19 protein-coding genes are annotated in these 22,258 nt (G+C 61.8%); 10 read left to right on the top strand and 9 right to left on the bottom strand.

Annotated features, from left to right (window positions below):
- Positions 1-82 precede the first annotated feature (82 nt).
- The gene (locus tag AC07XM_RS28770; RefSeq protein WP_016487247.1) at positions 83-1,024 is read right to left on the bottom strand and encodes a LysR substrate-binding domain-containing protein; all 942 of its coding nucleotides are present in this window, start codon (positions 1,022-1,024) and stop codon (positions 83-85) included.
- A 147-nt stretch (positions 1,025-1,171) separates the two neighbouring features.
- On the opposite strand from AC07XM_RS28770, the gene AC07XM_RS28765 reads away from it, so the two are divergent.
- A complete protein-coding gene (locus AC07XM_RS28765; protein ID WP_016487246.1) occupies positions 1,172-2,548 on the top strand; it encodes an L-serine ammonia-lyase in 1,377 nt (458 codons plus the stop codon).
- Between the two features lie 165 nt (positions 2,549-2,713).
- Here the strand turns inward: AC07XM_RS28765 and AC07XM_RS28760 are convergent, their stop codons facing one another.
- The 4 genes from AC07XM_RS28760 to AC07XM_RS28745 all read right to left on the bottom strand — a co-directional run bounded on the left by AC07XM_RS28760 (position 2,714) and on the right by AC07XM_RS28745 (position 7,358).
- Complete coding sequence (locus AC07XM_RS28760) at positions 2,714-3,391, bottom strand: DUF3313 domain-containing protein (protein WP_016487245.1); 678 nt, start codon at positions 3,389-3,391, stop codon at positions 2,714-2,716.
- Between the two features lie 144 nt (positions 3,392-3,535).
- The gene (locus AC07XM_RS28755) at positions 3,536-4,831 is read right to left on the bottom strand and encodes an NAD(P)/FAD-dependent oxidoreductase (RefSeq protein WP_016487244.1); all 1,296 of its coding nucleotides are present in this window, start codon (positions 4,829-4,831) and stop codon (positions 3,536-3,538) included.
- 13 nt (positions 4,832-4,844) lie between these two features.
- Positions 4,845-5,933, bottom strand: coding sequence for a polyamine ABC transporter substrate-binding protein (locus AC07XM_RS28750; protein WP_016487243.1), 1,089 nt, complete (start codon positions 5,931-5,933; stop codon positions 4,845-4,847).
- A gap of 66 nt (positions 5,934-5,999) precedes the next feature.
- Positions 6,000-7,358: a glutamine synthetase family protein gene (locus AC07XM_RS28745; RefSeq protein ID WP_023048145.1), complete on the bottom strand. Its 1,359-nt coding sequence runs from the start codon at positions 7,356-7,358 to the stop codon at positions 6,000-6,002.
- 183 nt (positions 7,359-7,541) lie between these two features.
- Between AC07XM_RS28745 and AC07XM_RS28740 the strand changes: the two genes are divergently transcribed.
- Both AC07XM_RS28740 and AC07XM_RS28735 read left to right on the top strand, forming a co-directional pair.
- Positions 7,542-8,441, top strand: a complete 900-nt coding sequence (locus tag AC07XM_RS28740; RefSeq protein ID WP_102690096.1) for a helix-turn-helix domain-containing protein — start codon at positions 7,542-7,544, stop codon at positions 8,439-8,441.
- Between the two features lie 165 nt (positions 8,442-8,606).
- Entirely contained in the window at positions 8,607-10,517 is a 1,911-nt protein-coding gene (locus tag AC07XM_RS28735; RefSeq protein WP_102690102.1) for an ATP-binding protein, read from the top strand.
- 84 nt (positions 10,518-10,601) lie between these two features.
- Here the strand turns inward: AC07XM_RS28735 and AC07XM_RS28730 are convergent, their stop codons facing one another.
- On the bottom strand, positions 10,602-11,987 hold the full coding sequence (locus tag AC07XM_RS28730; RefSeq protein WP_060517858.1) for an aldehyde dehydrogenase family protein: 1,386 nt from the start codon (positions 11,985-11,987) through the stop codon (positions 10,602-10,604).
- 106 nt (positions 11,988-12,093) lie between these two features.
- On the opposite strand from AC07XM_RS28730, the gene ptrR reads away from it, so the two are divergent.
- The 3 genes from ptrR (at position 12,094) to AC07XM_RS28715 (ending at position 14,321) form a co-directional block, all read left to right on the top strand.
- Positions 12,094-12,963 carry a putrescine utilization regulator PtrR gene (gene ptrR, locus AC07XM_RS28725; RefSeq protein ID WP_102690097.1) on the top strand — a complete coding sequence of 290 codons (870 nt, stop codon included), beginning with the start codon at positions 12,094-12,096 and terminating at the stop codon, positions 12,961-12,963.
- A 134-nt stretch (positions 12,964-13,097) separates the two neighbouring features.
- Complete coding sequence (locus AC07XM_RS28720; RefSeq protein WP_102690098.1) at positions 13,098-13,541, top strand: hypothetical protein; 444 nt, start codon at positions 13,098-13,100, stop codon at positions 13,539-13,541.
- A 258-nt stretch (positions 13,542-13,799) separates the two neighbouring features.
- Positions 13,800-14,321: an acyloxyacyl hydrolase gene (locus tag AC07XM_RS28715; protein ID WP_016487236.1), complete on the top strand. Its 522-nt coding sequence runs from the start codon at positions 13,800-13,802 to the stop codon at positions 14,319-14,321.
- A 30-nt stretch (positions 14,322-14,351) separates the two neighbouring features.
- On the opposite strand, the gene AC07XM_RS28710 is transcribed toward AC07XM_RS28715, so the two are convergent.
- Positions 14,352-16,487, bottom strand: coding sequence for a TonB-dependent siderophore receptor (locus AC07XM_RS28710; RefSeq protein ID WP_102690099.1), 2,136 nt, complete (start codon positions 16,485-16,487; stop codon positions 14,352-14,354).
- A gap of 184 nt (positions 16,488-16,671) precedes the next feature.
- The gene (locus AC07XM_RS28705; RefSeq protein WP_095115349.1) at positions 16,672-17,562 is read right to left on the bottom strand and encodes a universal stress protein; all 891 of its coding nucleotides are present in this window, start codon (positions 17,560-17,562) and stop codon (positions 16,672-16,674) included.
- Between the two features lie 169 nt (positions 17,563-17,731).
- Here AC07XM_RS28705 and hisN point away from each other — a divergent pair, with 169 nt between their 5' ends.
- Positions 17,732-18,523 carry a histidinol-phosphatase gene (hisN, locus tag AC07XM_RS28700; RefSeq protein ID WP_060517852.1) on the top strand — a complete coding sequence of 264 codons (792 nt, stop codon included), beginning with the start codon at positions 17,732-17,734 and terminating at the stop codon, positions 18,521-18,523.
- 103 nt (positions 18,524-18,626) lie between these two features.
- Positions 18,627-19,358 (top strand): hypothetical protein, encoded by a 732-nt coding sequence (locus AC07XM_RS28695; RefSeq protein ID WP_024717498.1) that lies wholly within the window; start codon positions 18,627-18,629, stop codon positions 19,356-19,358.
- A 99-nt stretch (positions 19,359-19,457) separates the two neighbouring features.
- Here the strand turns inward: AC07XM_RS28695 and AC07XM_RS28690 are convergent, their stop codons facing one another.
- Positions 19,458-20,342 (bottom strand): alpha/beta hydrolase, encoded by an 885-nt coding sequence (locus AC07XM_RS28690; RefSeq protein ID WP_102690100.1) that lies wholly within the window; start codon positions 20,340-20,342, stop codon positions 19,458-19,460.
- A 380-nt stretch (positions 20,343-20,722) separates the two neighbouring features.
- Here AC07XM_RS28690 and benR point away from each other — a divergent pair, with 380 nt between their 5' ends.
- Positions 20,723-21,688 (top strand): benABC operon transcriptional activator BenR, encoded by a 966-nt coding sequence (gene benR, locus AC07XM_RS28685; RefSeq protein WP_023048142.1) that lies wholly within the window; start codon positions 20,723-20,725, stop codon positions 21,686-21,688.
- An 84-nt stretch (positions 21,689-21,772) separates the two neighbouring features.
- Entirely contained in the window at positions 21,773-22,192 is a 420-nt protein-coding gene (locus AC07XM_RS28680) for an RHS repeat-associated core domain-containing protein (protein ID WP_102690101.1), read from the top strand.
- Positions 22,193-22,258: the final 66 nt, after the last annotated feature.

The raw sequence follows: 22,258 nt of genomic DNA, 5'->3' as shown, positions 1-22,258 counted from the left end.
GCAGAGCCGGGCTTGGGGCGCTACTCGCCCCATCGCCGGCAAGGCCAGCTTCCACAAGAAGACAGTTGCTCCCACAGAGCCTCTATTCCTTGTTCAGCGGATGCAACTCCCTGAACCCTCGCGCCTCCTCCACCAGCCAGTCATGCACCGCCCGCGCGCCCGGCTGGTTCAACCCGCCTGGCGGGTAATGCACCACGTAGCGTTTGTGGTTGGCGATCGGCACGCCAAACGGCACGATCAGCGCGCCGCGCTCCAGTTCGTCATTGAGCAGTGTGCGCCGGGCGATCGCTACACCAATACCGGCAATTGCCGCCTCGATGGTGAGGTGGTTGCGGTTGAAGGTATGTCCACGCCGCACATCCAGGCCGGCGGCGCCAATCCCGTCCAGGTAGAACTCCCACTCCGCATACTCCGAGCTGCCCCGCCAGGCGGTAATGTCGTGCAGCAGCGGGTAGTGCACCAGGTCCGCCGGCCCATGCAGGGGGGGGCGCCCGCGCAGCAGGGTGGGTGAGCACACCGGGAAAATCTGTTCGTCCAGCAGCGGTGTCGAGAGCATGCCCGGGTAGCTGCCATCATTCAGGTCGATAGCCAGGTCGAAATCGCCTGGTGTCAATGCCTGGGCGCTGTCTTCGGCCACCAGGCGCAGCTCGATGTCCGGATACCGCTGCTGAAAGCGTGGCAGGCGCGGGGTAAGCCATTTGGCCAGAAATGACGGAATCGAGCGCACGCGCAAGGTGCCGCGTATTTCACCGGCGTCCAGGCGCAGCAGTTCAGCCTCGATACTGCCGTAAGCCTCGGCCACCGTCTGGGCCAGGCGTTGCCCTTCGGCACTCAGTTCCACGCCGCGCGCGCGGCGCAGAAACAGCCGGTAACCCAGGCGTTCTTCCAGCTGGCGCATCTGCTGGCTGACCGCGCCAGGGGTGATGTGCAGCTCTTCGGCGCAGCGGGTAAAGGACAGGTGCCGGGCTGCACAGGCGAATACATGCAGCCAGACAAACACCTGGCCATTGAGTTGTCGTCGCATCGTTTAGCACCACTAAAGGCTTGCTTAGAAAGATTCGTTGGTCATCCGTGAGCCAGCGCGTCAGTATCGCGCAAAATCGCAATACCGCTCAATTTCATTCACTAAACCGTGCTGTGGATTCAAATCAGGGTACGGTCAGGCATTAGCATGGCTATCAGTGTTTTCGACCTTTTCAAAATCGGCATCGGGCCGTCCAGTTCCCACACCGTCGGCCCGATGCGGGCAGCGGCGACGTTTGCCCAGGCCCTGCGTGAGCAGGGGCTGCTGGCACAGGTGTCGCGCGTCGAAGTGCGGTTGTATGGCTCGCTGTCGGCCACCGGGGTTGGCCACGCTACCGATCGCGCCTGCCTGCTTGGCCTGATGGGCCAGTGGCCGGACCGCATAGACCCGGCCACCATCGAGTCGCGCGTTGGTCAGGTGTTGCAGGAGCATTGCCTGATGCTGGATGGCAGCCACCCGGTGGCTTTCGAGTATGGCCGCGACCTGCTGCTGCTCGACGAGAGCCTGCCTTACCACCCCAATGCCATGAGCCTGGAAGCACTGGACGGGGAGAGCAGCCTGCTGCTGCAGACCTACTATTCGGTAGGTGGCGGCTTCATTGTTGAACAGGGCGAACTGGATGCCCCGGCAGGCGAAACCCATACTGTTGTGCTGCCTTATGAGTTCGACAGTGCTGCCCAGTTGCTGGCCTTGTGCAAAGCCCACGGCTTGAGCGTGGCGCAGCTGATGATGGCCAACGAATGTGCCTGGCGCCCGGAGGCGCAAGTACGTGAAGGCCTGCTGCGCATCTGGGCGGCGATGCAAGAGTGCGTTGACAACGGGCTGCGCAACGAAGGCATCCTGCCTGGCGGGCTGCACGTCAAGCGCCGCGCCGCGCGGCTGCACCGCAGCCTGCAGGAACTGGGCAAGCCCAACGTGATTGGTTCGACGCTCAGCGCCATGGAATGGGTCAACCTGTTCGCCCTGGCGGTGAATGAGGAGAATGCCGCCGGCGGGCGCATGGTCACCGCGCCCACCAACGGCGCGGCCGGTATCATCCCGGCGGTGTTGCACTATTACATGAAATTCAACCCGGTCGCCTGCGATGCGGATGTAGTGGACTTCCTGCTGGCGGCAGCGGCCGTGGGCATACTGTGCAAGAAAAACGCGTCGATTTCCGGTGCCGAGGTCGGCTGCCAGGGTGAGGTGGGCTCGGCGTGTTCGATGGCCGCTGCCGGCCTTGCACAGGTGTTGAGTGCCACGCCGCCGCAGCTGGAAAACGCGGCCGAGATTGCCCTGGAACACAACCTGGGGCTCACGTGCGACCCGGTTGGCGGCCTGGTGCAGGTGCCGTGCATCGAGCGCAATGCGATTGCTGCGGTGAAGGCGATCAACGCGGTGCAGATGGCGTTGCGCGGCGATGGCGAGCACTTTATTTCGCTCGACCGGGTCATCCGCACCATGCGTGATACCGGGGCGGACATGCATGCCAACTACAAAGAGACCTCGCGCGGCGGCCTGGCAGTCGCCTTTGTCGAGTGCTAGGAAAACTCACCGGCCGATGCAGTCTTTTGTGGGAGCGGCCTTGCGTCGCGAAAGGGCCGCAAAGCGGCCCCAGCACTTTGTATATCAGGGCTTGAATCCTGTGGCTGCCTCGCAGCCCTTTCGCGACGCGAGGCCGCTCCCACAAGTATTGTGTTCGGGCGGCCCTTAGCGGGCTTTCTGCCTGGCTTCAATGAAGCTCGCCCGCATGTCCTTGGCCCAGCCATCGAGTACCGGCTTGACGTCATTCAAGGTCAGCTTCTGGGTATCGTTTTCCAGTTCCTGACCCGCGCCTTTGCGTACCACCTGGGCCAGCACTTTCTGGCTGGCACCGTCCAGGAACGCCGCCTCCACGCCGACATCCACGTCCTGGTCACGTCCACCCATGGCGGTGTTCACACCTGCCGAAATGAGCGCAATGGGGATCACTTCATAGGGCTTGAGGCCTTCATTGCTGGTGGACACCGCCGTGATTGCCGGGCGCACCACGATCACGCCCGGGCCGGGCCCCTTGGCCAAGGGCATCACGCTACCGAGTTCACGGCGCAGCGCTTCATTGAAGTAGCGGGTGATTTCCTGCAGCGTCTGCTGCGAGATAACCGCTGTCGGCTGCGGCTTGGGGTAGAACTGGCTGGGCTCGATGAACACCTGGCTGTACTGGTTGATATTGACCTTGGGGTCGATCCAGCGCATCACCGGGTCACCCGACGGGCTCTTGGCTTCTTGCAACCGGCTGTAGTCCTTGAGGAAGCCGGAATAATCCTTGGGGTCCACGCGATTGCTGGAGCAGGCGGCCACGGCAAGCAGTGCGGCGCACAACAGGGTAATGCGAGGCAGTGATTTCATGATGAAGGCGCATCCATGAGAGGTCGGCCAGAACAACGCTAGCAGGTGCGCGACAGTTGGCCAGTGGGCGAGTTCAATCCCCTGTGGAAAGCGGAAAAAGTGGCGGCGCCCCTTCTCTCGGGCACCGCGTCCTTTGCAGCGCACTCAACCCAGCGCTTCGCGCAACCGGTACCACAGCATGCCCAGTGCCAGTAGCGGCGAGCGCAGCGCCTTGCCGCCAGGGAACGTCAGGTGGGGCACGGCGCTGAACACATCCAGGCCCTGGCTGTGGCCGAGGGCGATGCTTTCGGCCAGCAGTTTTGCCGTCCAGTGCGTCACGTTCAGCCCGTGCCCGGAATAACCCTGGGCGTAATACACATTAGGGTGCTGGCTCAGGCGCCCGACCTGGGGGAAGCGGTTGGCGGTGATGCCGATCATGCCGCCCCACTGGTAGTCAATGCGCACGTTGGCCAGTTGCGGGAACACCTTCAGCACTTTGGGCCGCATGTAGGCGGCGATGTCTTTGGGGTCGCGGCCGGAGTAGTGGCAGGCCCCGCCGAACAGCAGGCGGCGGTCTGCCGTGAGGCGGTAGTAGTCCAGGCCGACCTTCTGGTCGCACAGCGCCATGTTCTGCGGGATCAGTGTGGTCGCCAGCGGTTCGGGCAACGGTTCGGTGGCCACCACGTAACTGCCGGCTGGCAGCACCTTGCCGCTCAGCCGCGGCTCCAGTTCATCGAGGTGAGCGTTGCAGCCCAGCACCAGGCTGCTTGCCCGCACCTTGCCACGGGCCGTGTGCAAGGTCACGCGCGGGCCGTGCTCGATACGCAGCACGGGGCTTTGCTCGAAAATGCGCACGCCCAGGCTATGGGCGGCACGGGCTTCGCCCTGGACCAGGTCGAGCGGGTGCAGGTGGCCAGAACCCATGTCGACCAGGCCGCCGGCGTACTGGTCGCTGGCGACAATTTCATGCAACTGCCCAGGGCTTACAAGGCGGGTTTCAGGGCGATAGCCAAGCGCTGCCAGGTCATCCTGCTCGTCCTTGAAGGCAGCGAACTGCTCAGGCGTGTTGGCCAGTTCGCAGAAACCCCAGCGCAGGTCGCAGGCAATGCCGTACTGGGCGATGCGGCTGGCCACCAGCGCCACCGAATCGATGCCGGCCTGCTTGAGGTAGCGCACCCCATCCTGACCGACATGCCGGGTGAAACCGCTGACGTCATGGCCGATGCCGCGAATCAGCTGGCCGCCATTGCGCCCGCTGGCGCCCCAGCCAATGCGCCGGCCTTCCAGCAGCACCACCGACAAGCCACGTTCAGCCAGTTCCAGGGCGGTGTTGACGCCGGTCAGCCCGCCGCCGACCACGCACACATCAGCCGTCAGTTCGCCGTCCAGGGTTGGGTAGGGCGCCGCGTTGCGTGCCGTGGCAGCGTAGTACGAAGCAGTGTGTTGGGAATCGAAAGACATGGGCGTTCTCGGCTCAGCGGTTGGACTTGATCTTGCTCCAGGAGCGGGTCATGACGCGCATGATCTTCGGGCTCGGGGTGCTGGAGATGTAGAGCTTGTCCAGCACGTCCTGGGGAGGATAGATCTCAGGGTTGTGCACCAGCGATGCATCCATGTAGGCCTTGGCGTCGGGGTTGGCGTTGGCATAACCGACCGTGGCACTGACGTTGGCGATCACTTTCGGGTCGAGCAGGTAATTGATGAAGGCCAGCGCCTGCTCGGGGTTGCTGGCGTCCTTGGGAATGGCCAGCAGGTCGAACCACAGGTTGCTGCCTTCCTTGGGGATGCTGTAGGCGACTTTTACGCCGTTCTTCGCCTCCACGGCGCGGTTGGCGGCCTGGAACACGTCACCGGAATAGCCGAAGGCCACGCAGACATCGCCATTGGCCAGGTCGGACACGTATTTGGATGAATGGAAGTAAGTGATGTAGGGCCGCAGTTCGAGCAAGCGTGCTTCAGCCTTGGCGTAGTCGGCCGGTTTTTCGCTGCGTGGGTCAAGGCCCAGGTAGTTGAGCATCGCCGGGAACAGTTCGTCGGGCGAATCCATGAAGGCCACGCCGCATTGCTTGAGCTTTTTCAGGTTTTCGGGCTCGAACAGCACCGCCCACGAGTCGATATGGTCGATGCCCAAGGCTGCCTTGACCTTGTCGACGTTGTAGCCGATGCCGTTGGTGCCCCACAGGTAGGGCACAGCGTACTGGTTGCCGGGGTCGTTCTGTTCAAGCTGCTTGAGCAGCTTGGGGTCCAGGTGTTGCCAGTTCGGCAGCTTGCTGCGGTCCAGCGGCAGGAAGGCGCCGGCCTGGGCCTGGCGGGCGAGGAAGTGGTTGGACGGCACCACCACGTCGTAACCGGTGCGCCCGGCCAGCAGCTTGCCTTCGAGGGTTTCGTTGGAGTCAAACACGTCATAAACCACCTTGATCCCGCTGCTGGCCTGGAAGTCAGCCAGGGTGGTGTCACCGATGTAGTCGGTCCAGTTGTACACACTGACCGAGGGGGTGGCCTGGGTGGTGGTGGCGAACAGCAGGGCGAACGCAGCGGGGATCAGGGCTTGCAAATGACGCATGGGGACACCTCGTTGGTCTTGTTCTTTGAGTTTGGTGTACTGGGGGCGCACAGCGCCCCGGGTGGGTCAGACGCTCATCATCAGGAACTCACGCTCCCAGGAGCTGATGACCCGCTTGTAGTTCTCATGCTCGGCACGTTTGACCGCCACATAGCCCTGGACGAACTGCTTGCCCAGGTACTGCTGCACGGTTTCGCAGTCTTCCATGTGCTGCAGGGCGTCTTCGATGGTGATCGGCAGGCGCAGGTTGCGCCGTTCGTAGGCGCGGCCCTGCACAGGTGCGCTTGGATCGAGCTGTTCGACCATGCCCAGATAGCCGCACAGCAGGCTTGCAGCGATGGCCAGGTAAGGGTTGGCATCGGCGCCCGGCAGGCGGTTTTCCACGCGCATTGCCTCTGGACTGGAGGTGGGTACGCGCAGCCCGGCGGTACGGTTTTCTTCACCCCATTCGACGTTGACCGGCGCCGAGGTGTCCGGCAAGAAGCGACGGAACGAGTTGACGTTGGGCGCGAACATCGGCAACAGCTTGGGGATGTACTTTTGCAAACCGCCGATGTGGTGCAGGAACAGCTGGCTCATGCTGCCGTCATCATTGGCAAAGATTGGCTTGCCGGTGGCGATGTCGACCACGCTCTGGTGCAAGTGCATGGCACTGCCAGGCTCGTCCGTGATCGGTTTGGCCATGAAAGTGGCGGCCACGTTGTGCTTGAGCGCCGCTTCGCGCATGGTGCGCTTGAACACGGTGATCTGGTCGGCCAGGTCCAGCGCGTCGCCGTGGCGGAAGTTGATTTCCATCTGCGCCGGGCCGTCTTCGTGGATCAGCGTATCCAGGTCCAGGCCCTGGATCTCGCACCAGTCGTAGACGTCCTCGAACAGCGGGTCGAATTCGTTGGCGGCATCGATCGAGAACGACTGGCGACCGCTTTCGGCACGACCAGAACGCCCCAGCGGCACCTGCAGTGGCAAGTCCGGGTCTTCACAGCGCTTGGTGAGGTAGAACTCCATCTCGGGCGCGACGATCGGCTGCCAGCCCTTGTCGGCGTAGAGCTTGAGCACTTTCTTCAGCACGTTGCGCGGCGACAGTTCGATGGGGTTGCCTTGCTTGTCGAAGGTGTCGTGGATCACGATCGCAGTTGGCTCGATCGCCCACGGGATCTGGTACACGGCGCAGGGGTCGGGCCGGCAGACCATGTCGATGTCGGCGGCATCGAGCAGGTTGTAGTAGATGTCATCGTCAACGTAGTCGCCAGTGACCGTCTGCAGCAGCACGCTTTCGGGCAGGCGCATGCCACGCTCGTGGAGGAACTTGGCGGTGGGCGCGATCTTGCCGCGGGCGATGCCGGTCAGGTCGCTGATCACGCATTCGACTTCGGTGATGCGGTGTTCTTTCAGCCAGGTGTACAGCTGATCGAAGGGGGCGTTCATACAGACCTCTTGGTTGGGTTTTAGTGTGGGAGCGACGCTTTTGACGAAAGCCGCAGTATGGCTTTGCAAGGTGTGCACTTCCCAGGTGACGCACTGGAGACTATCTTGGTCGCAGCCCCCGGGGCCGATCTATCCATTTTCTTCGGTAAGCAATGCACCAAAAGAGTGCAACTAGGATCTCGCGTGACAACGCCCAATGCGCTGCAAGTTCAGGCCTTTCATACCACCGATGTCTCTGAGCAAGTGCGCGCGACCCCCGGCTGGCAGCAGCAATACCGGCAGATGTCGCCGGGCAATTTCAGCGGAGAGTTGCGCTGGCTGGGGATGGATGGCGTGGAGGTATACGAGGAGCGTCTGAATACCCGGGTGGAGCAGTTTTTCCGCGCACCGAGCGGTTCACTGGCGTTTTGCTTTGACCGCAGCGAAAACAGCCTGTACGTGCTGAACGAACAAAGCCGCAATATCTGGATAACCCCGGAGAACTATCAGGAAGTGGCAGTGGTGTTCGACCAGGCCTTCCTCGCCCGCCATGGGCTGGACCCGCAACGCCTCGAAGGGTTGTTCATGGTGCCGTTGGGCAGTGGGCAGAACGCGTTGTTTGGCAGTTGGCTGAGCGCCACGCTGACCCGCCTCGGGCAGGCTGACTGCCCAGTGCAGGGGCAGGCACTGGCGGAACAACTGCTGGAGGATTGCCTGTTCATCCTTGATAACGCCAGCCAGCGACTTCAGGGCGTAGCCTTGGGGCGCCGCGACGAAGAGCGGGCGATCATGCGGCGGGTCAGCGAGTGGGCGGCTGATTGCCCCGAGGAGACGTTGAACCTGGTGGAGCTGGCGGATGTTGCAGGGGTATCGCTGCGCCAGCTGCAGCAAGCGTTCAAGGCATTTACCGGCATGCCGCCAGCGCAGTGGCTGCGCTTGCGCCGGCTGAACGGCGCACGGCGCGATTTGTTACGCGATGGCAGGGCGACCGTGGCCGAGGTCGCGATGCGCTGGTCATTCTGGCATTTGGGAAGGTTTTCAGAGAGTTACCGTCAATTGTTCAAGGAGTTTCCGAGCGAGACCTTGCGGCGGGGCAGGGGTTAAGGTGTGACCTTCGAATCCACACTGTTTTTTGTTTAATTTCATTTAGTTACCGAAACTTCTTCAAGCAACTTCCTGATCTGGATTCTGGTGCAGCAGGCGACACTGAACTCAGCATCCCACGCCGAAAGTTGCTATCGTGCCGCCCTGATCCAACCCGAGGTGCCGATGTTCTACCTGCCTTTGCCCAGTGACCAGGCCGACCGCCTCGCCAGCGAGCCCAACACCGACTTCTTCACTATTGCCAGCGTCCTGGACGCTGCCGCTGTGCTGTTCGTGCAAAACCTGCCTCGCCAGCCGGCTACCGCCTCGGCCGATGCGCAAGAACGCCGCTTCGCCGAAATCGTGCGCATCGCCAACCAGGTCGAAAGCGCCGCACCGGGGCGCTTCCAAAGCCAGGTAGCGCAACATTTTGATCGCGAAGCCTTTGCGATGGGCCTGGGCATGCTGGGCGAAAATGGCATCGCGCTGCTGTCCGCCGAGGTGAAGTACACCGCAGATGAACTGCTGGATACCGAAGGCCAGTGGAATTTCCAGTTTGCCGACACCTACCGCCAGCGGGCCACACCGCTGCATCCGGTGTACCTGCCGTCCCTGGCCAGCGACCTGATGCTCAGCGACCAGCAGAACCGCCTGTTGCGCGAGTTTCTTGGTGGTATCGATGAGTCAGTGGCGGTGCAGGGCTTCGCTGGCACCGGCAAGACCTTCCTGATTCAACAGTTTGCCCGCCTGCTGGAACCACAGCGCACGTTGCTGCTGGCCTTGACCGAAGGCCAGTTGCGCGCCCTGCAGGCGCGGGTAAAGGACGCCGCCGCCTACACCGCGCTGACCTTCGGCCAGCTGGCAGACGAGCTCCTCAACAGCGACCTCACCAGCAACGGCTGGCGCCTGCGTGACCCTTATCGCACCAAACTGTCATGGCGCCCGCAGGACGCGCAGGTGGTGCGTTGGTTGGCCATCCCTGACATCGGTCCGCTCACCGCGCGCGATGTGGTTGCCTTGTGCGTCCGGGCCGTGCGCACCTTCTGCCACAGTGCCGACACCCAGCTTCAGCTGCACCACTTGCCCTGGGCCGGGCCTGGCACTTCACCGCTGGATCAGGAGGTGCTGTTGGAAAAAGCCCGCCTGTACTGGCAAGAGCTGATTCGCCCGTCCGCGCGGGACGTCCAGTTGCCGGTGCGCGACTACCACCGGGTCAAGCTGCTGTCGTTGACCGGTTATGTGATCGATAGCCGCTACACCCACGTGATCGTCGATGAGGCCCACGAGCTGTCGGCACCGATGCTTGTCGTGCTCGATCGCAGCCCGCAGTCGATCATTACCCTGGGCGACGAGTTGCAGAACCTCAACGGCTTCAGCCCGCACCATGGCAGCTTCATCCGCCAACGCTGCATCGACCATTCGTTACGTGCCGGGCCGGCGATGGACAATGTGCTCAACCCGCTGATCCAGGCGCACCCGGCGGCCATCCAGGGGGCCTTCAGTGGCAGCGCCGAGCATTACACCCGGGTCAGTTTCTTCGATCAGGTGACGGTGCCGGAGCAGCCTACGGCGCTGATCGTCGATGACGAATGGGGCCTGTTTGGCTGGTTTCAGCGCCTGACCCACCAGGGGGTGCCGTTCGTATTGCTGAAAAGCGCGCGCAAGGACTTCGAACTGTTCGTCGAGGACTGCATCGAGCTGTACCGCTACGACACTCGGCCGCGTCACCCGATGTTGTTCCGCTATGCCAGCTGGCAGGCCCTGGAGCAGGACAAGGGCGATGACAAGGCGTTCATTGCCGTGGCCAACATGCTGCGCAAAGGCTATACACCCGAGCACTTTGCCAAAGCCAAGAGCCGTTACCGCTGGGACAAGGCGCCCAAGTTGTTCCTGGCGCGGGTACGGGATGTGAAAAACATGGAGTTCGCCCGGGTAATGGTGTCGCCGGAGCTGATGGTGGCGCCGCAGGTGGCGGGCAACCGCAATGAGCGGGCGCGGATGCTGGCGGGGCTGTATACCGCCTGTTCGCGGGCGCGGCATGAACTGATCGTGCCGGGGGGGATGCTGGACTGGGTCAAGGACCAGGTCCGCGATTGAAGCCGTTCCCGCAGGAACACGCAATTTCCTGTAGGAGCGGCCTTGTGTCGCGAAAGGGCTGCAACGCAGCCCCAGCATTGCCGATCAGTTACGGTCTAGCCACACTGTCTGGGCATTGGTGAACTCGCGCACACCGAAGTGCGACAGCTCACGCCCGAACCCGCTTTTCTTCACGCCACCAAACGCCACACGGGGGTCGGAAGCGCAGTAGCCGTTGATGAACACGCCACCGGTATCCAGTGCTGCAGTCATGCGCTCGGCCAGTGCATAGTCGGCGGTATAGATGGTCGCGGCCAGGCCAAACTCGCTGTCGTTGGCCAACTCTACGGCATGGTCGGCATCACGTGCAGTGATGATGGCGGCTACCGGCCCGAACAGCTCTTGCTTGAATGCGGTCATTTGCGGGGTGACGTTGGCGAACACGGTCGGCGCGTAGAAGTTGGCTGCACCTTCGACCTTGTGACCGCCCAGCAGCAGGGTAGCGCCTTCGGCGAGGGTCGCCTGAACCTGGCCATCCAGCTCGTCGCGCAGGTCGTAACGGGCCATCGGGCCGATATAGGTGCTGTCATCCAGTGGGTTGCCGACTTTCAGCTCGCGAGTAGCCTCAACGAACTTGCGGGTAAACGCCTCGGCGATGCTGTCTTCCACGATCAGGCGCTTGGCCGCAGCGCAAACCTGGCCGGTGTTCTGGTAACGGCCAATGACCGCAGCCTTGACCGCGGCATCCAGGTCGGCGTCGGCCAGCACGATGAACGGGTCGGAGCCACCGAGCTCCAGTACACACTTCTTCAGCGCGGCACCGGCCTGGGCACCAATCGCCATGCCGGCACGCACGCTGCCGGTCAGGGTCACGGCGGCGATACGCGCATCGTTGATGGCGCGGGTGACGCCGTCCGGGGTCACGTTCAGCACTTCGAACACGCCCGCCGGCAGGCCGGCATCCTTGAACAGCTCGCCCAGCAGGTACGCGCTGCCCATCACGTTCGGCGCATGCTTGAGCACGTAGGTGTTACCTGCCAGGATCGCCGGCACGGCGCCGCGCAGCACCTGCCAGACAGGGAAGTTCCACGGCATCACAGCCAGGATCGGGCCGAGTGGGCGGTATTCGATTCGGGCTTTTTCAACCTGGGTCGGTTCCGGCGCAAGCATGGCCGGGCCGTGTTCGGCGTACCAGCGGCACAGGCCCACGCACTTGCTGACCTCGCCACGGGCCTGGGCAATCGGCTTGCCGATTTCGCGGCTGATCATCTGGGCAAAGGCTTCGGCCTTGGCTTCGAGGGTGCTGGCCAGCGCCAGCAGGTACTCGCTGCGCTGACCCAGCGACACGTGGCGCCACTGGCGGTAACCAACCTTGGCACGTTGCAGCGCCGCTTCCAGTGCGGCGTCGGTGTCGAACGGGTAGGCGCCGATCTGCTCGCCGGTGTACGGATCGAGGGAGATGGCGTGGGTCAGGCTGCTGATCGCGCTCATGGCGGACACTCTCGTTGTTGTTAATCAGTGACGCCAGACTAGTGGGCTATGGGTTTAATGAAAACTGAATAATAATGAGCGAAACATTCACGTTTGGAGAAAGGCTGTGGACCTGGTGCAACTGGAGATCTTCAAGGCCGTGGCAGAACAGGGCAGCATCAGTGCCGCCGCGCAGCACATTCATCGGGTGCCGTCCAACCTGACCACGCGCATCAAGCAACTGGAAGAAGACTTGGGCGTGGAACTGTTCATTCGCGAGAAGAGCCGCCTGCGCCTCTCGCCTGCGGGCTGGAATTTTCTCGAATACACCCGGCGCATCCTCGACCTGGTGCACGAGGCGCGGCTGACCGTGGCCGGCGAAGACCCGCAGGGCACCTTCGCGCTTGGTTCGCTGGAAAGCACGGCAGCGGTGCGCATTCCGGCTTTGCTGGCGGCATACAACCAGCGCTACCCCAAGGTCGACCTGGACCTGTCCACCGGGCCTTCGGGGACCATGCTCGAAGGCGTGCTGTCTGGCCGCCTGGTGGCGGCTTTCGTCGACGGCCCGGTGCTGCACCCGACACTGGAAGGCATACCGGTGTTCGAGGAAGAGATGATGGTCATTGCACCGCTCAACCACGCGCCCGTCACCCGCGCCCAGGATGTGAACGGTGAAAGCATCTACGCCTTCCGCGCCAACTGTTCGTATCGCCATCACTTTGAAAACTGGTTCGTCAAGGACCAGGCAGTGCCAGGAAAGATCCACGAGATGGAGTCTTATCACGGCATGTTGGCCTGCGTGAGCGCTGGCGCCGGCCTGGCCATGATGCCGCGCAGCATGCTGGACAATATGCCCGGCTGCAGCACGGTCAGCGCCTGGCCGATGTCGGAGGATTTCCGCTACCTGAAAACCTGGCTGGTGTGGCGACGTGGCACCGTATCGCGCAGCCTGAGCATGTTCGTGAAGCTACTTGAAGAAGGTCGCTCAAATCATTGATAGATAAATAATAAATAACAAGAATTGATGATTGATTGCCACCTGTTGCTGTGACGGCTACGCATCAGCCAGAACACCCGTACCCCACGAGGATCAGATACTAGGTAAGCCATCCTCTGAAGGAGGGTCGTACCATGCGAAACCACCACTATGCGCTCGGCGCGGCGTTGCTGATTACCCTGGCCATGCCATGGACCTTGGCTGCCGCCGCCGACCTCAATGCACCCATCGACATGCAGGCCGTGCAGTTGCAACCGCAGGAACAGAACGGCGTGCGCTACGTGCAAGGCGGAATTGGCCAGGACGAAGCCAATGCGCTGCGCAAGACCACCGGTTATGACCTGCATGTAGAGCTTTCGACTGGGCCGCAAGGCAAGTTCCAGAGCGGTGCCACAGTCGACATCCAGAATGCACAAGGCCAGCCCGTACTCAGCGTCATGGATGCCGGGCCGTTGCTGTATGTGCAGTTGCCGGCCGGCAAATACAAGGTCACTGGCACCGCCCAGGGTGCGACGACGCAGCAATGGGTGACGGTGAACGGCAAGGCCCCCACCACCGTGCACCTGAACTGGCGTTGATGGGAGAAGGGGCGGGAGTACAGATGTGCTCCCGCCATAGCGCAGAGCCTGAATACATGAAGAAACACGGTGCTCGGCAAGGCACATCTTGACGAAGTCATTACGCCATTAGTGGCAATTCACTTTCAACTTTCTGATTATTTGGACAATAATCACAAAACTATTACTTCGTGTGACCGTCTGGATGCGCCGGTCACCTCATAAAGATCGAGGGGCAAAAGCCCCCGCTTGCCGTGTAGACCATCAGGAGAGTCGTTGATGAAAACCCGTCTTGCAGCTTCGCTGGCTGCTGCAGTGCTGGCCTTTGCAGGGGCCAACCTGGCCCAGGCCGCACAGGTGTCCGGTGCCGTGGGCGCCACTAGCCAAGGTGACATGACCTACCGTATCGGCCTGTCATTCGACTGGGACAAGAAATGGCTGGAAAGCAGTACCGGCTATGTGAGTGGTTACTGGGATGCCGCCTACACCTACTGGGAGGGTGGTGACGCCAGCGGTGCGCACTCGCTGTCCTTCAGCCCGGTGTTCACCTATGAATTCAGCGGTTTTACCTACACGCCGTACATCGAGGCCGGTATTGGCCTGGCGGCATTTTCCAAGACCGATGTGGGTGACCAGCGCATGGGGTCGGCGTTCAACTTCGAAGACCGCATCGGTTTCGGCCTGAAGCTGCCTGGGGAGCAGAAGGTCGGGATCCGCGCGATGCATTATTCCAATGCGGGGATCAAGCAGCCTAACGACGGGATTGAGTCCTACTCGCTGTTCTACAGCAAAGGTTTCTGAAGCAGGGGGCTGCAACGCAGCCCCAGCCATTCAGAATGTGTAGGAGACCCCAGCCTGCACCGTCCGAGGTGCTCCCGGGTAGGCGTAGGTGTTGAATGCACCTTCGTCATATTCCTTGTTGAACACGTTTTTCACGTCCAGGTTCAGACGTACGTGCTCATTGAGCTGGTAGAAGCCCAGCAGGTCAACCACGGTGTACTGGCCCATATTGTAGGTGACCGCCTCGGTCTGACCATTACGGTCATCCACGTACTTCACGCCGATCCCCAGGCCCAGACCTTTGGCCAAGCCGTCCTGGAATTCATAGGTGTTGATCAGGCTGAAGCTGTTACGTGGAATGTTTGCCAGGCGGGTGCCGGTGGGCAAGCGGTTGTCCTTGGTAACTTCGGCGTCGACATAGGCGTAGCCGCCGATCACCCGCCACTGCGGCGTGATGTTGCCCGCGATGTTGATGTCCAGGCCGCGGCTGCGCACCTGGCCGGCGGCCACGCTGTAGTTGGGGTCTGCCGGGTCGCGCGTCAGCACGTTTTCCTTGACGATGTGGTAAATCGCCGCGTCGACGCTCAGCTGGCGATCGAGCGCTTCCCATTTCACGCCCAGTTCGTAGGATTTGCCTTTCTCGGGGTCGAAACCGCGCCCCGTCGCACCTGCAGGCGCACCGCTGTTGGGTTTGAACGAACGTGCGGTGTTGGCATAGACCGCCACGGTGTCGGTCAGCTCATAGAGCAGGCCGAAACGTGGAGTGACGCCGTTCTCGCCCTTGTTGAAGTCACCCGCTGCGCTGAGTTTGTTGACGTAGTCGTGCTCAAAGCGCTCGAAACGCACACCTGCCAAGGCCTTGAGCCGCTCTGTAAGGGCTACCTGGTCCTGAACGAAGAGTGCCCAGGTCTTGAGGTTTTCCTTGTCGTGGGTGGTGGTACGGGTCAGGGCCGGACGTGCCTGGCCCAGCACCGGGTCGAAGATATCGATCGGGTAGGCGGTGGCGCCTGCAGCGGAGCGCTGGATAATCGAGTTGTAGTCGTAGTCTTCGTACTCGATACCGGTCAGCAGCGTGTGGGCGAAGCCGCCGGTGTCGAAGTGGCCGGTAAGGTTGAGCTGGTAATCGCGGTCGGTCCACTCCAGCTTACGGTAGTTGAAGTTGCGCCCAAGGGTGCGGCCGTCGGGCTGCAAGCCATTAGCCTCCACGGCATTGCCTTTGAGCGAGCCGTCCAGCCACTGCATGCCGCCGCCCAGGGTCCAGTTGTCGTTGAGCAGGTGCTCGAAGCGTAGCTGGGCCATGTTGTTGTCGTTGTGCAGCAGGTTGTCGCTGCCTTTTTCCCAGATGTTGGTGTCGCGCGAGGCTGTGCCGAGCTGGCCGGGCAGCCGTGTCAGGCCGCGGTCCAGCGGGTGGTTGTTACGCATGAAGTCGCCTTCGAAGATGAGCTTCGTGGCGTCATTGACCTGCCAGCTGATGACCGGTGCGACATCATACCGTTCGCTTTCTACATCATCGCGGAAGCTGTCGCCTCCTTCACCCAGCATGTTCAGGCGGTAAGCCAGCGAGCCGTCCTGGTTCAAAGGCCCGGTCGCATCCAGGGTTGCCCGGTGCATGCCCTGGTCATCGAACTGACTGCCCAGAGTGACCCTGGATTCCGGCAGTGGCTGTTTGCTGACCACGTTGAACGTGCCGCCGGGGTCGCCGCGGCCATACAGGCTGGTGGCCGGGCCACGGATCACTTCCAGCCGCTCGACGGTATTGGCGTCCGGGGCGTTGGGGTAGCCGCGGTTGATCGGGAAGCCATTGCGATAGAACTCGCCGGTAGTGAAGCCACGCACGGTAAAGGTAGTCAGGCCCTGGCCGCCGAAGTTGTTGGCGCGGCCGACACCGCCGGCGTAGTCCAGGCCGTCCTGCAGGCGCGTGGCGCCGGTGTCTTGCAGCACATCCTTGGGCACCACGCTGACCGATTGCGGCGTTTCGTGCAGCGCTGTGTCGGTGCGGGTGGCACTGGCTGAGCGGCTGGCTTTGTAGCCTTGGACCGGACCATCGGCGCGTTCGCTGTCGGCGGTGCCGGTGATGCTGAGGGCCTGGAGTTCGATCTGGGCGGGGGCGCCGAGCGTTTCAGGCTCGGCAAACGCCAGTGGGGAGACAGCATGGAGCACACAAAGCGAAACGAATGTGCGACGCATCGACGATACGATCCTGGAATAGGGCGCTGAAGGGAGGGTGGGCAAGCGCCGAGAAACTACTACGAATCATTATCAAATGCATTCTTTTTAAGTGGCACTGGTGTGCCAGATACCAACACGTGAAATCTGTGCCGGTCTCTTCGCGGGTCAAAGCGCGAAGAGACCGGTCAGGGCATATCAGCACTCAGCGAACGGCCTTGATCGCCAACACATTGCACAGCGGGTGTTCCAGCACATGGGCCGTGGTTCCGCCCAGGTAGGTCTGCATGGCGTCATGCCGGTGGCTGCCCATCACGATCACATCCGCCCGGCTGTGGCTGACAAACTGGGCAATGGCCCTGATCGCTGCGCCTTCCAGGAAGTGCCGCCGTTCCAGCGGGATCTGGTGATGGTCGCCCAGGCGGTTGAACGCAGCCCGCTGCGCAGTCCGCACGCTGCCATCGAAGCCGGGCATGGTCACGGTGCCGGCACCGAAGTCGGCGATATGGGTTTTGGCTGCATCGCACACATGCAGCAGGTGCAGCTCGGCGTTGCACTGCAGGGCCAAGGCGCGTGCGCAGTGAATCACCTGCTCATCCAGGTGCTCGCCAGCACCGTGGCTGTTGAGGTCCACGGCCGCGGCAATTTGCCGGGGCAGGGGCAGGCGGATGTCGCTGACCAGGTGCACGGCAACCGGGCTGTCCTTGAGCAACTGCCAATCCAGTGGCGTGACCAGCAGGCGTTTGAGCACCGGTTCGTGCTGCACATCCTTGACCAGCAGGTCACAGCCTTGCCGTTCGACCCGCTCCAGCACACTGCCCAGGGGGTCGCGGGTCAACAACAGTTCGGTTGAAACGTCCAGGCCCGCATTGCCCAACTGATCGGCCTCATCTGCCAGCCACTGGCGGTTGTCACTGAGCAGCCGCTCACGCTCGCGGCCATCGCCCATCAAGCCAAAGGTGTCGACATCGTCGACGAATACGTTGATATCCAGCAGTGCACCGCTGGACTCCGCCAGCGCCGCTGCGCGTTGCAGCGCTGGCGTATGGCGCATCTGCGGGCCGAGCATGACAAACAAGCGCTTGAATTGGCTCATCTCACACCTCCACGTGTGGCAGCCCCCCCGGTTAGCTGGTTCTGTTGAGTCTAGACCCGTGTGCACCTGATAGAACCATGCCCGTTTTTCACCAGGCGCATGGCCGGGTGTGGCTGGCGCCGCGTGTCGGGTATGATGCGCGCCCTATCATTGTCACGAGGCCTGTCCCATGTCCCTGAGTGCTGAACAGATCGGCGAATATCGCGCCTTCGCCGAGCAGTTGGCCGATGCTGCCGCAGTGGCGATCAAGCCGTACTTCCGCGCCAGCCTGGATGTCGAGGACAAGGGCGGGCGCCTTTACGACCCTGTCACGGTGGCTGACAAGGCGGCCGAGGACGCCATGCGCGAGCGGATTCAGGCACGCTACCCTGACCACGGTATTCTGGGTGAAGAGGCAGGCGTGGCCATTGGCAGCAGCCCGTTGACCTGGGTGCTCGACCCGATCGACGGTACCCGTGCCTTCATCACCGGCCTGCCGTTGTGGGGCACGTTGATTGCCCTGAACGATGGCACGCGCCCGGTGGTAGGCGTGATGAATCAGCCATTCACTGGCGAACGTTTTGTCGGCACCCCGGAGGGTGCGTGGTGCAGCGGTACGCCACTGAAAACCCGTGCCTGTGCCGACCTGGCTTCAGCCACGCTGATGTGCACCACACCGGACATGTTCGATACCGCCGAGCGTAAAGCTGCGTTCGAGGCCGCTGCTGGCAAGGCGCGCTTGATGCGCTACGGCGGCGATTGCTATGCCTACTGCATGCTGGCATCGGGATTTGTAGATGTGATTGTCGAGGCGAGCCTGCAGCCGTATGACGTACAGGCGCTGATGCCGATCATCGAAGGGGCGGGCGGGGTGATCACGGCCTGGGATGGCAGCAGCGCACAGAATGGCGGGTGCGTAGTGGCCTGTGGTGACCCGGCGCTGCATGCGCAGATGGTAGAGATGTTGCGCCACGCCATGTGAGCCACCTATCCCCGATCACTGCACTTTTTACGATTTCCGGGTTCTATGCTTGGCCAGGCTGCACTGACCCCCGGTGCGGCCGCCGAATATCGACCCGGTGCCGATGGTTGCAAGCTACCCGAATTTCCTCCCACGCCTGCTGCTGGCAGGCGCCCTCACATGCCTGTGCGCCTGCACCCAGGAGCAAGGCCGCGATATTGTCAGCCAGTTCGGCAACGGCAAGCCCAGTGAACTGTTCCAGACCAGCGTCGACCGCCTGGCCTCGCTGTCGATGCGCGACAACCTGCAAAGCCTGTACCTGCTGATGAACAAGCTGTACCTGCGCAACCCCAACCAGTGGAAGATGTCGGGCTACGTGGATGCCGCCACCGCTGAGCGGCAGATCCGTATGGCCATCGAACAACGCCAGCCACTGCCGCAACTGGGCAACCGCCGTGACCTGGCTGCGTTGAGCTACGCCCTGAGCCCGGAGTTTCGCGGAGATCGGGTGGGTGCTTTCATCTACGCCATCGGCAGCATGTTGATCACCGCGCACGGCGGGCGCACCGAGTTCTACATGACCGATACACTCGATCCGCTGTTCATCAACAACGCGGCGCGCAACATCGAAAAGGCCACCTGGATGCTTAGCCAACGGCAGGACGCCAATGGTGTGTTGCTGCTGTTTTCCAACGAGATTTCGGAAGAGGGCAGTAACCTGAGTTTTGCCGTGGAGTTCGGCAAGATCGTTGCGCGGCTGGACCTGTTAGCCGAGTTGCTGGATGAGCGCTATCGCCGGATTGGTTTGAATTACGCCCAAAGCCTGCTGCTGATGAACTTTTTGCCGGTGCAGTGAACCGCAGCCGTTGCGCAGGCCCTTGCAGGAGCGGCCTTGTGTCGCGAAAGGGGCGCGCAACGGCCCCAGGATTTCGGCTACCAAAGGCCATTGGACGGTTCAGAGCAGCGCTTGTATCGCCTGCCTGTAACGCTGCCCGGCCAGGCTCATGCTGTTGTTATGGGTGGCGCCCGGCACCAGCAGCAATGTTTTGGGCTGCCGGGCTGCGTCGAACAGCTGCTGGCTGAAGCGCGGGGGTACAAAACGGTCATCCGTGCCATGCACCAGCAGCACTGGCAGGCCGATGTTGCCGATCTTGTCCAGCGAGTCGAACTTCTGCGACATCAACCAGCGTACCGGCAGGGAGGTATCGGCCACCGCTGCCGCGACATCGCCCAAGGAGGTGAAGGTCGACTCAAGGATCAATCCGCGTGCCGGCGCCCCGACACCGTCTTTTTGCGCCTCACGTGCCAATTCACTGGCCAGTTCCACCGCTACCGCACCGCCCAGCGAGTGACCGAAGATCAGGCGCTTGCCAGCATCGGGCTGTAACTGGACAAAGCGCTCCCAGGCAACCCGGGCATCTTCGTACACCGTGGCCTCGGATGGCAGATCGCCCCGGCTTTGACCAAAGCCACGATAATCCACGGCCAGCACCGAGTAGCCCATGGCATGCAGTTGCTCGATGCGGAACAATTGGCCGGTCAGGTTCCAGCGCACGCCGTGCAGGTACAGAACCGCCGGGGCATTGGCGCGTTTGGCCGGCCACCACCAGGCATGCAGGCTCTGGTTATCCCTGAAGCTGCGCGGGCGTAGGTCGAGTTCCTGCACGTCGCTGGGTAAACCGCGAAACCAGCTGGCCTGGCCAGGCTCTATGCGAAACACCAGTTCACGCTCCTTGTGCTGCAGCATGGCGCAGCCAGAGGGTAGGCCTATGACCAGCAAGGTGGCGCACAGCCAGGTGAGCCAGCAGCGGCGCAGGTGGGTAAGGAAGAGGGTAGGCATGTGCGATTTCTAGCAGAAGCACTGCGCCGGATGTTGAAAAAGTGACCGAATGGCAGGGTGGTTTGGTTGCAAGCTGTTTCTGGATGAAATGAAATATGACCGGCCTCGCGCGGGTTTACTCCCGAAGCGGCCGTGACAGGAACACTCTGTTCGGTAAACGAACGCCAGCTGCATCTGGCTTGTCCGCTATCCGCCCATCCAATCCCATCGCCGCATTGCCCAACCCCCGCCTTTTTGCTGTAGTGTGCCCATCCACCGGTTGTCGCCTGCCCCCGCAACCCGCAACCGGCCCGATAGAATGACCGTGACGACCGCAACCACCGCCCACAAGGCCGTAGGAAGCGGCGACCAGAAGAATAACGATACCGAGTGCCTTGCCTATGGAAAGCCGCCTGCTGAGCGAGCGCAGTAGCGTGTTTCACCACGCCGACCCTTATGCTGTGTCCGATTATGTGAACCAGCATGTAGGCCAGCATTGCATCGGTCTGTCCCGTACCACCCATCCCCAGGCCAGCCTCAGCCATCGCAAGTTCGCCGAACTCGACCTGTGCCGCATCAGCTACGGGGGCAGCGTTCGCGTGACTTCGCCAGCGCTGGAAACCATTTATCACCTGCAAGTGTTGCTCAACGGCAACTGCCTGTGGCGTGGGCACAAGCGCGAGCAGCATCTGGTGCCGGGCGAGCTGCTGCTGATCAACCCGGATGACCCGGTTGACCTGACCTACTCGGAAGACTGCGAGAAGTTCATCCTTAAAGTGCCAACCCGGCTGCTGGATTCAATCTGCGACGAACAGCGTTGGCAGCGGCCCGATGGCGGCGTGCGGTTCTTGCGCAACCATTACCGGCTGGATGAACTGGACGGCTTCGTCAACCTGCTGGCCATGGTTTGCCATGAAGCAGAAGTGAGCGATTCGCTGCCCAGGGTGCAGGGGCACTACAGCCAGATTGTCGCCAGCAAGTTGTTGACCCTGATGAGCACCAATATCCGCCGCGAATGCCTGAGCGCACCGCAGGCGGGCCTTGAGCGCATTCTTGATTACATCGAGCGCAACCTGAAACTGGAGCTGTCGGCTGAAGTGCTGGCAGAGCAGGCCTGCATGAGTGTGCGTTCGCTGTATGCGTTGTTCGACCAGCACCTGGGCACCACACCCAAGCATTACGTGCGCCAGCGCAAACTGGAACGGGTGCATGCGTGCCTGAGCGACCCGACTTGCGGTGTGCGCAGTGTGACCGAGCTTGCCCTGGATTACGGCTTCCTTCACCTAGGCCGGTTTTCCGAAGTGTATCGGCAGCAATTTGGCGAGCTGCCTTCGCAGACGTTCAAGTGCCGGGGTGAGGCGCGCTAGCGAGGCCACCTGATAGTTCTGCCAGTTGTTGGCATTTCATGCACAGCCCACCATTTGCCTTATTTCGGGTAAAGGGTGGGAACCATGTCGACATCGCAGATTTCATCTTGTGCACTCCAGTACACCGTTTATGGGCGTGATGGGGGCGAGCAAAGCGCATCCCTGCTGCGCTACAGCGGTCAGAGAAAAGAGTCGGCCACAGGGCACTACTTGCTGGGGAATGGATACCGTGCGTTCAATCCGGTTTTGATGAGATTCCATCGCCCTGACAGCATGAGCCCTATGGGTGCTGGAGGATTAAATTGTTACGCCTACTGCGGCGGGGATCCCGTTAACAACACTGACCCAAGCGGGCACATGAAGCTTCCCCAAGTGAGGTTGCAGAGCATTCGCCCTAAGGCAGGGTTTCACATGCGAAATCCAGGCTTTAAAGGGGAAAATACGGTTTCTCCAGCTGTAACAGAGCGTGTCGTGGGAACGGTTAATGAACTAGGGATGGTCTGAAATAGCCGGAAATTTTCCGGCTATCGAGCAGCCAACACATCAAAAAACGACGTACGTTGAAACCTG

Source organism: Pseudomonas sp. GW460-LB5 (assembly GCF_059423245.1).
This window is presented reverse-complemented; position numbering and strand designations above follow the sequence as displayed.

Excerpts from the sequence above, each read along its gene's own strand:
- AC07XM_RS28770 (WP_016487247.1), bottom strand. The coding sequence starts at position 1,024 with ATGCGACGACAACTCAATGGCCAGGTGTTTGTCTGGCTGCATGTATTC.
- AC07XM_RS28765 (WP_016487246.1), top strand. The coding sequence starts at position 1,172 with ATGGCTATCAGTGTTTTCGACCTTTTCAAAATCGGCATCGGGCCGTCC.
- AC07XM_RS28760 (WP_016487245.1), bottom strand. The coding sequence starts at position 3,391 with ATGAAATCACTGCCTCGCATTACCCTGTTGTGCGCCGCACTGCTTGCC.
- AC07XM_RS28755 (WP_016487244.1), bottom strand. The coding sequence starts at position 4,831 with ATGTCTTTCGATTCCCAACACACTGCTTCGTACTACGCTGCCACGGCA.
- AC07XM_RS28750 (WP_016487243.1), bottom strand. The coding sequence starts at position 5,933 with ATGCGTCATTTGCAAGCCCTGATCCCCGCTGCGTTCGCCCTGCTGTTC.
- AC07XM_RS28745 (WP_023048145.1), bottom strand. The coding sequence starts at position 7,358 with ATGAACGCCCCCTTCGATCAGCTGTACACCTGGCTGAAAGAACACCGC.
- AC07XM_RS28735 (WP_102690102.1), top strand. The coding sequence starts at position 8,607 with ATGTTCTACCTGCCTTTGCCCAGTGACCAGGCCGACCGCCTCGCCAGC.
- AC07XM_RS28730 (WP_060517858.1), bottom strand. The coding sequence starts at position 11,987 with ATGAGCGCGATCAGCAGCCTGACCCACGCCATCTCCCTCGATCCGTAC.
- AC07XM_RS28720 (WP_102690098.1), top strand. The coding sequence starts at position 13,098 with ATGCGAAACCACCACTATGCGCTCGGCGCGGCGTTGCTGATTACCCTG.
- AC07XM_RS28715 (WP_016487236.1), top strand. The coding sequence starts at position 13,800 with ATGAAAACCCGTCTTGCAGCTTCGCTGGCTGCTGCAGTGCTGGCCTTT.
- AC07XM_RS28710 (WP_102690099.1), bottom strand. The coding sequence starts at position 16,487 with ATGCGTCGCACATTCGTTTCGCTTTGTGTGCTCCATGCTGTCTCCCCA.
- AC07XM_RS28705 (WP_095115349.1), bottom strand. The coding sequence starts at position 17,562 with ATGAGCCAATTCAAGCGCTTGTTTGTCATGCTCGGCCCGCAGATGCGC.
- hisN (WP_060517852.1), top strand. The coding sequence starts at position 17,732 with ATGTCCCTGAGTGCTGAACAGATCGGCGAATATCGCGCCTTCGCCGAG.
- AC07XM_RS28695 (WP_024717498.1), top strand. The coding sequence starts at position 18,627 with ATGGTTGCAAGCTACCCGAATTTCCTCCCACGCCTGCTGCTGGCAGGC.
- AC07XM_RS28690 (WP_102690100.1), bottom strand. The coding sequence starts at position 20,342 with ATGCCTACCCTCTTCCTTACCCACCTGCGCCGCTGCTGGCTCACCTGG.
- benR (WP_023048142.1), top strand. The coding sequence starts at position 20,723 with ATGGAAAGCCGCCTGCTGAGCGAGCGCAGTAGCGTGTTTCACCACGCC.
- AC07XM_RS28680 (WP_102690101.1), top strand. The coding sequence starts at position 21,773 with ATGTCGACATCGCAGATTTCATCTTGTGCACTCCAGTACACCGTTTAT.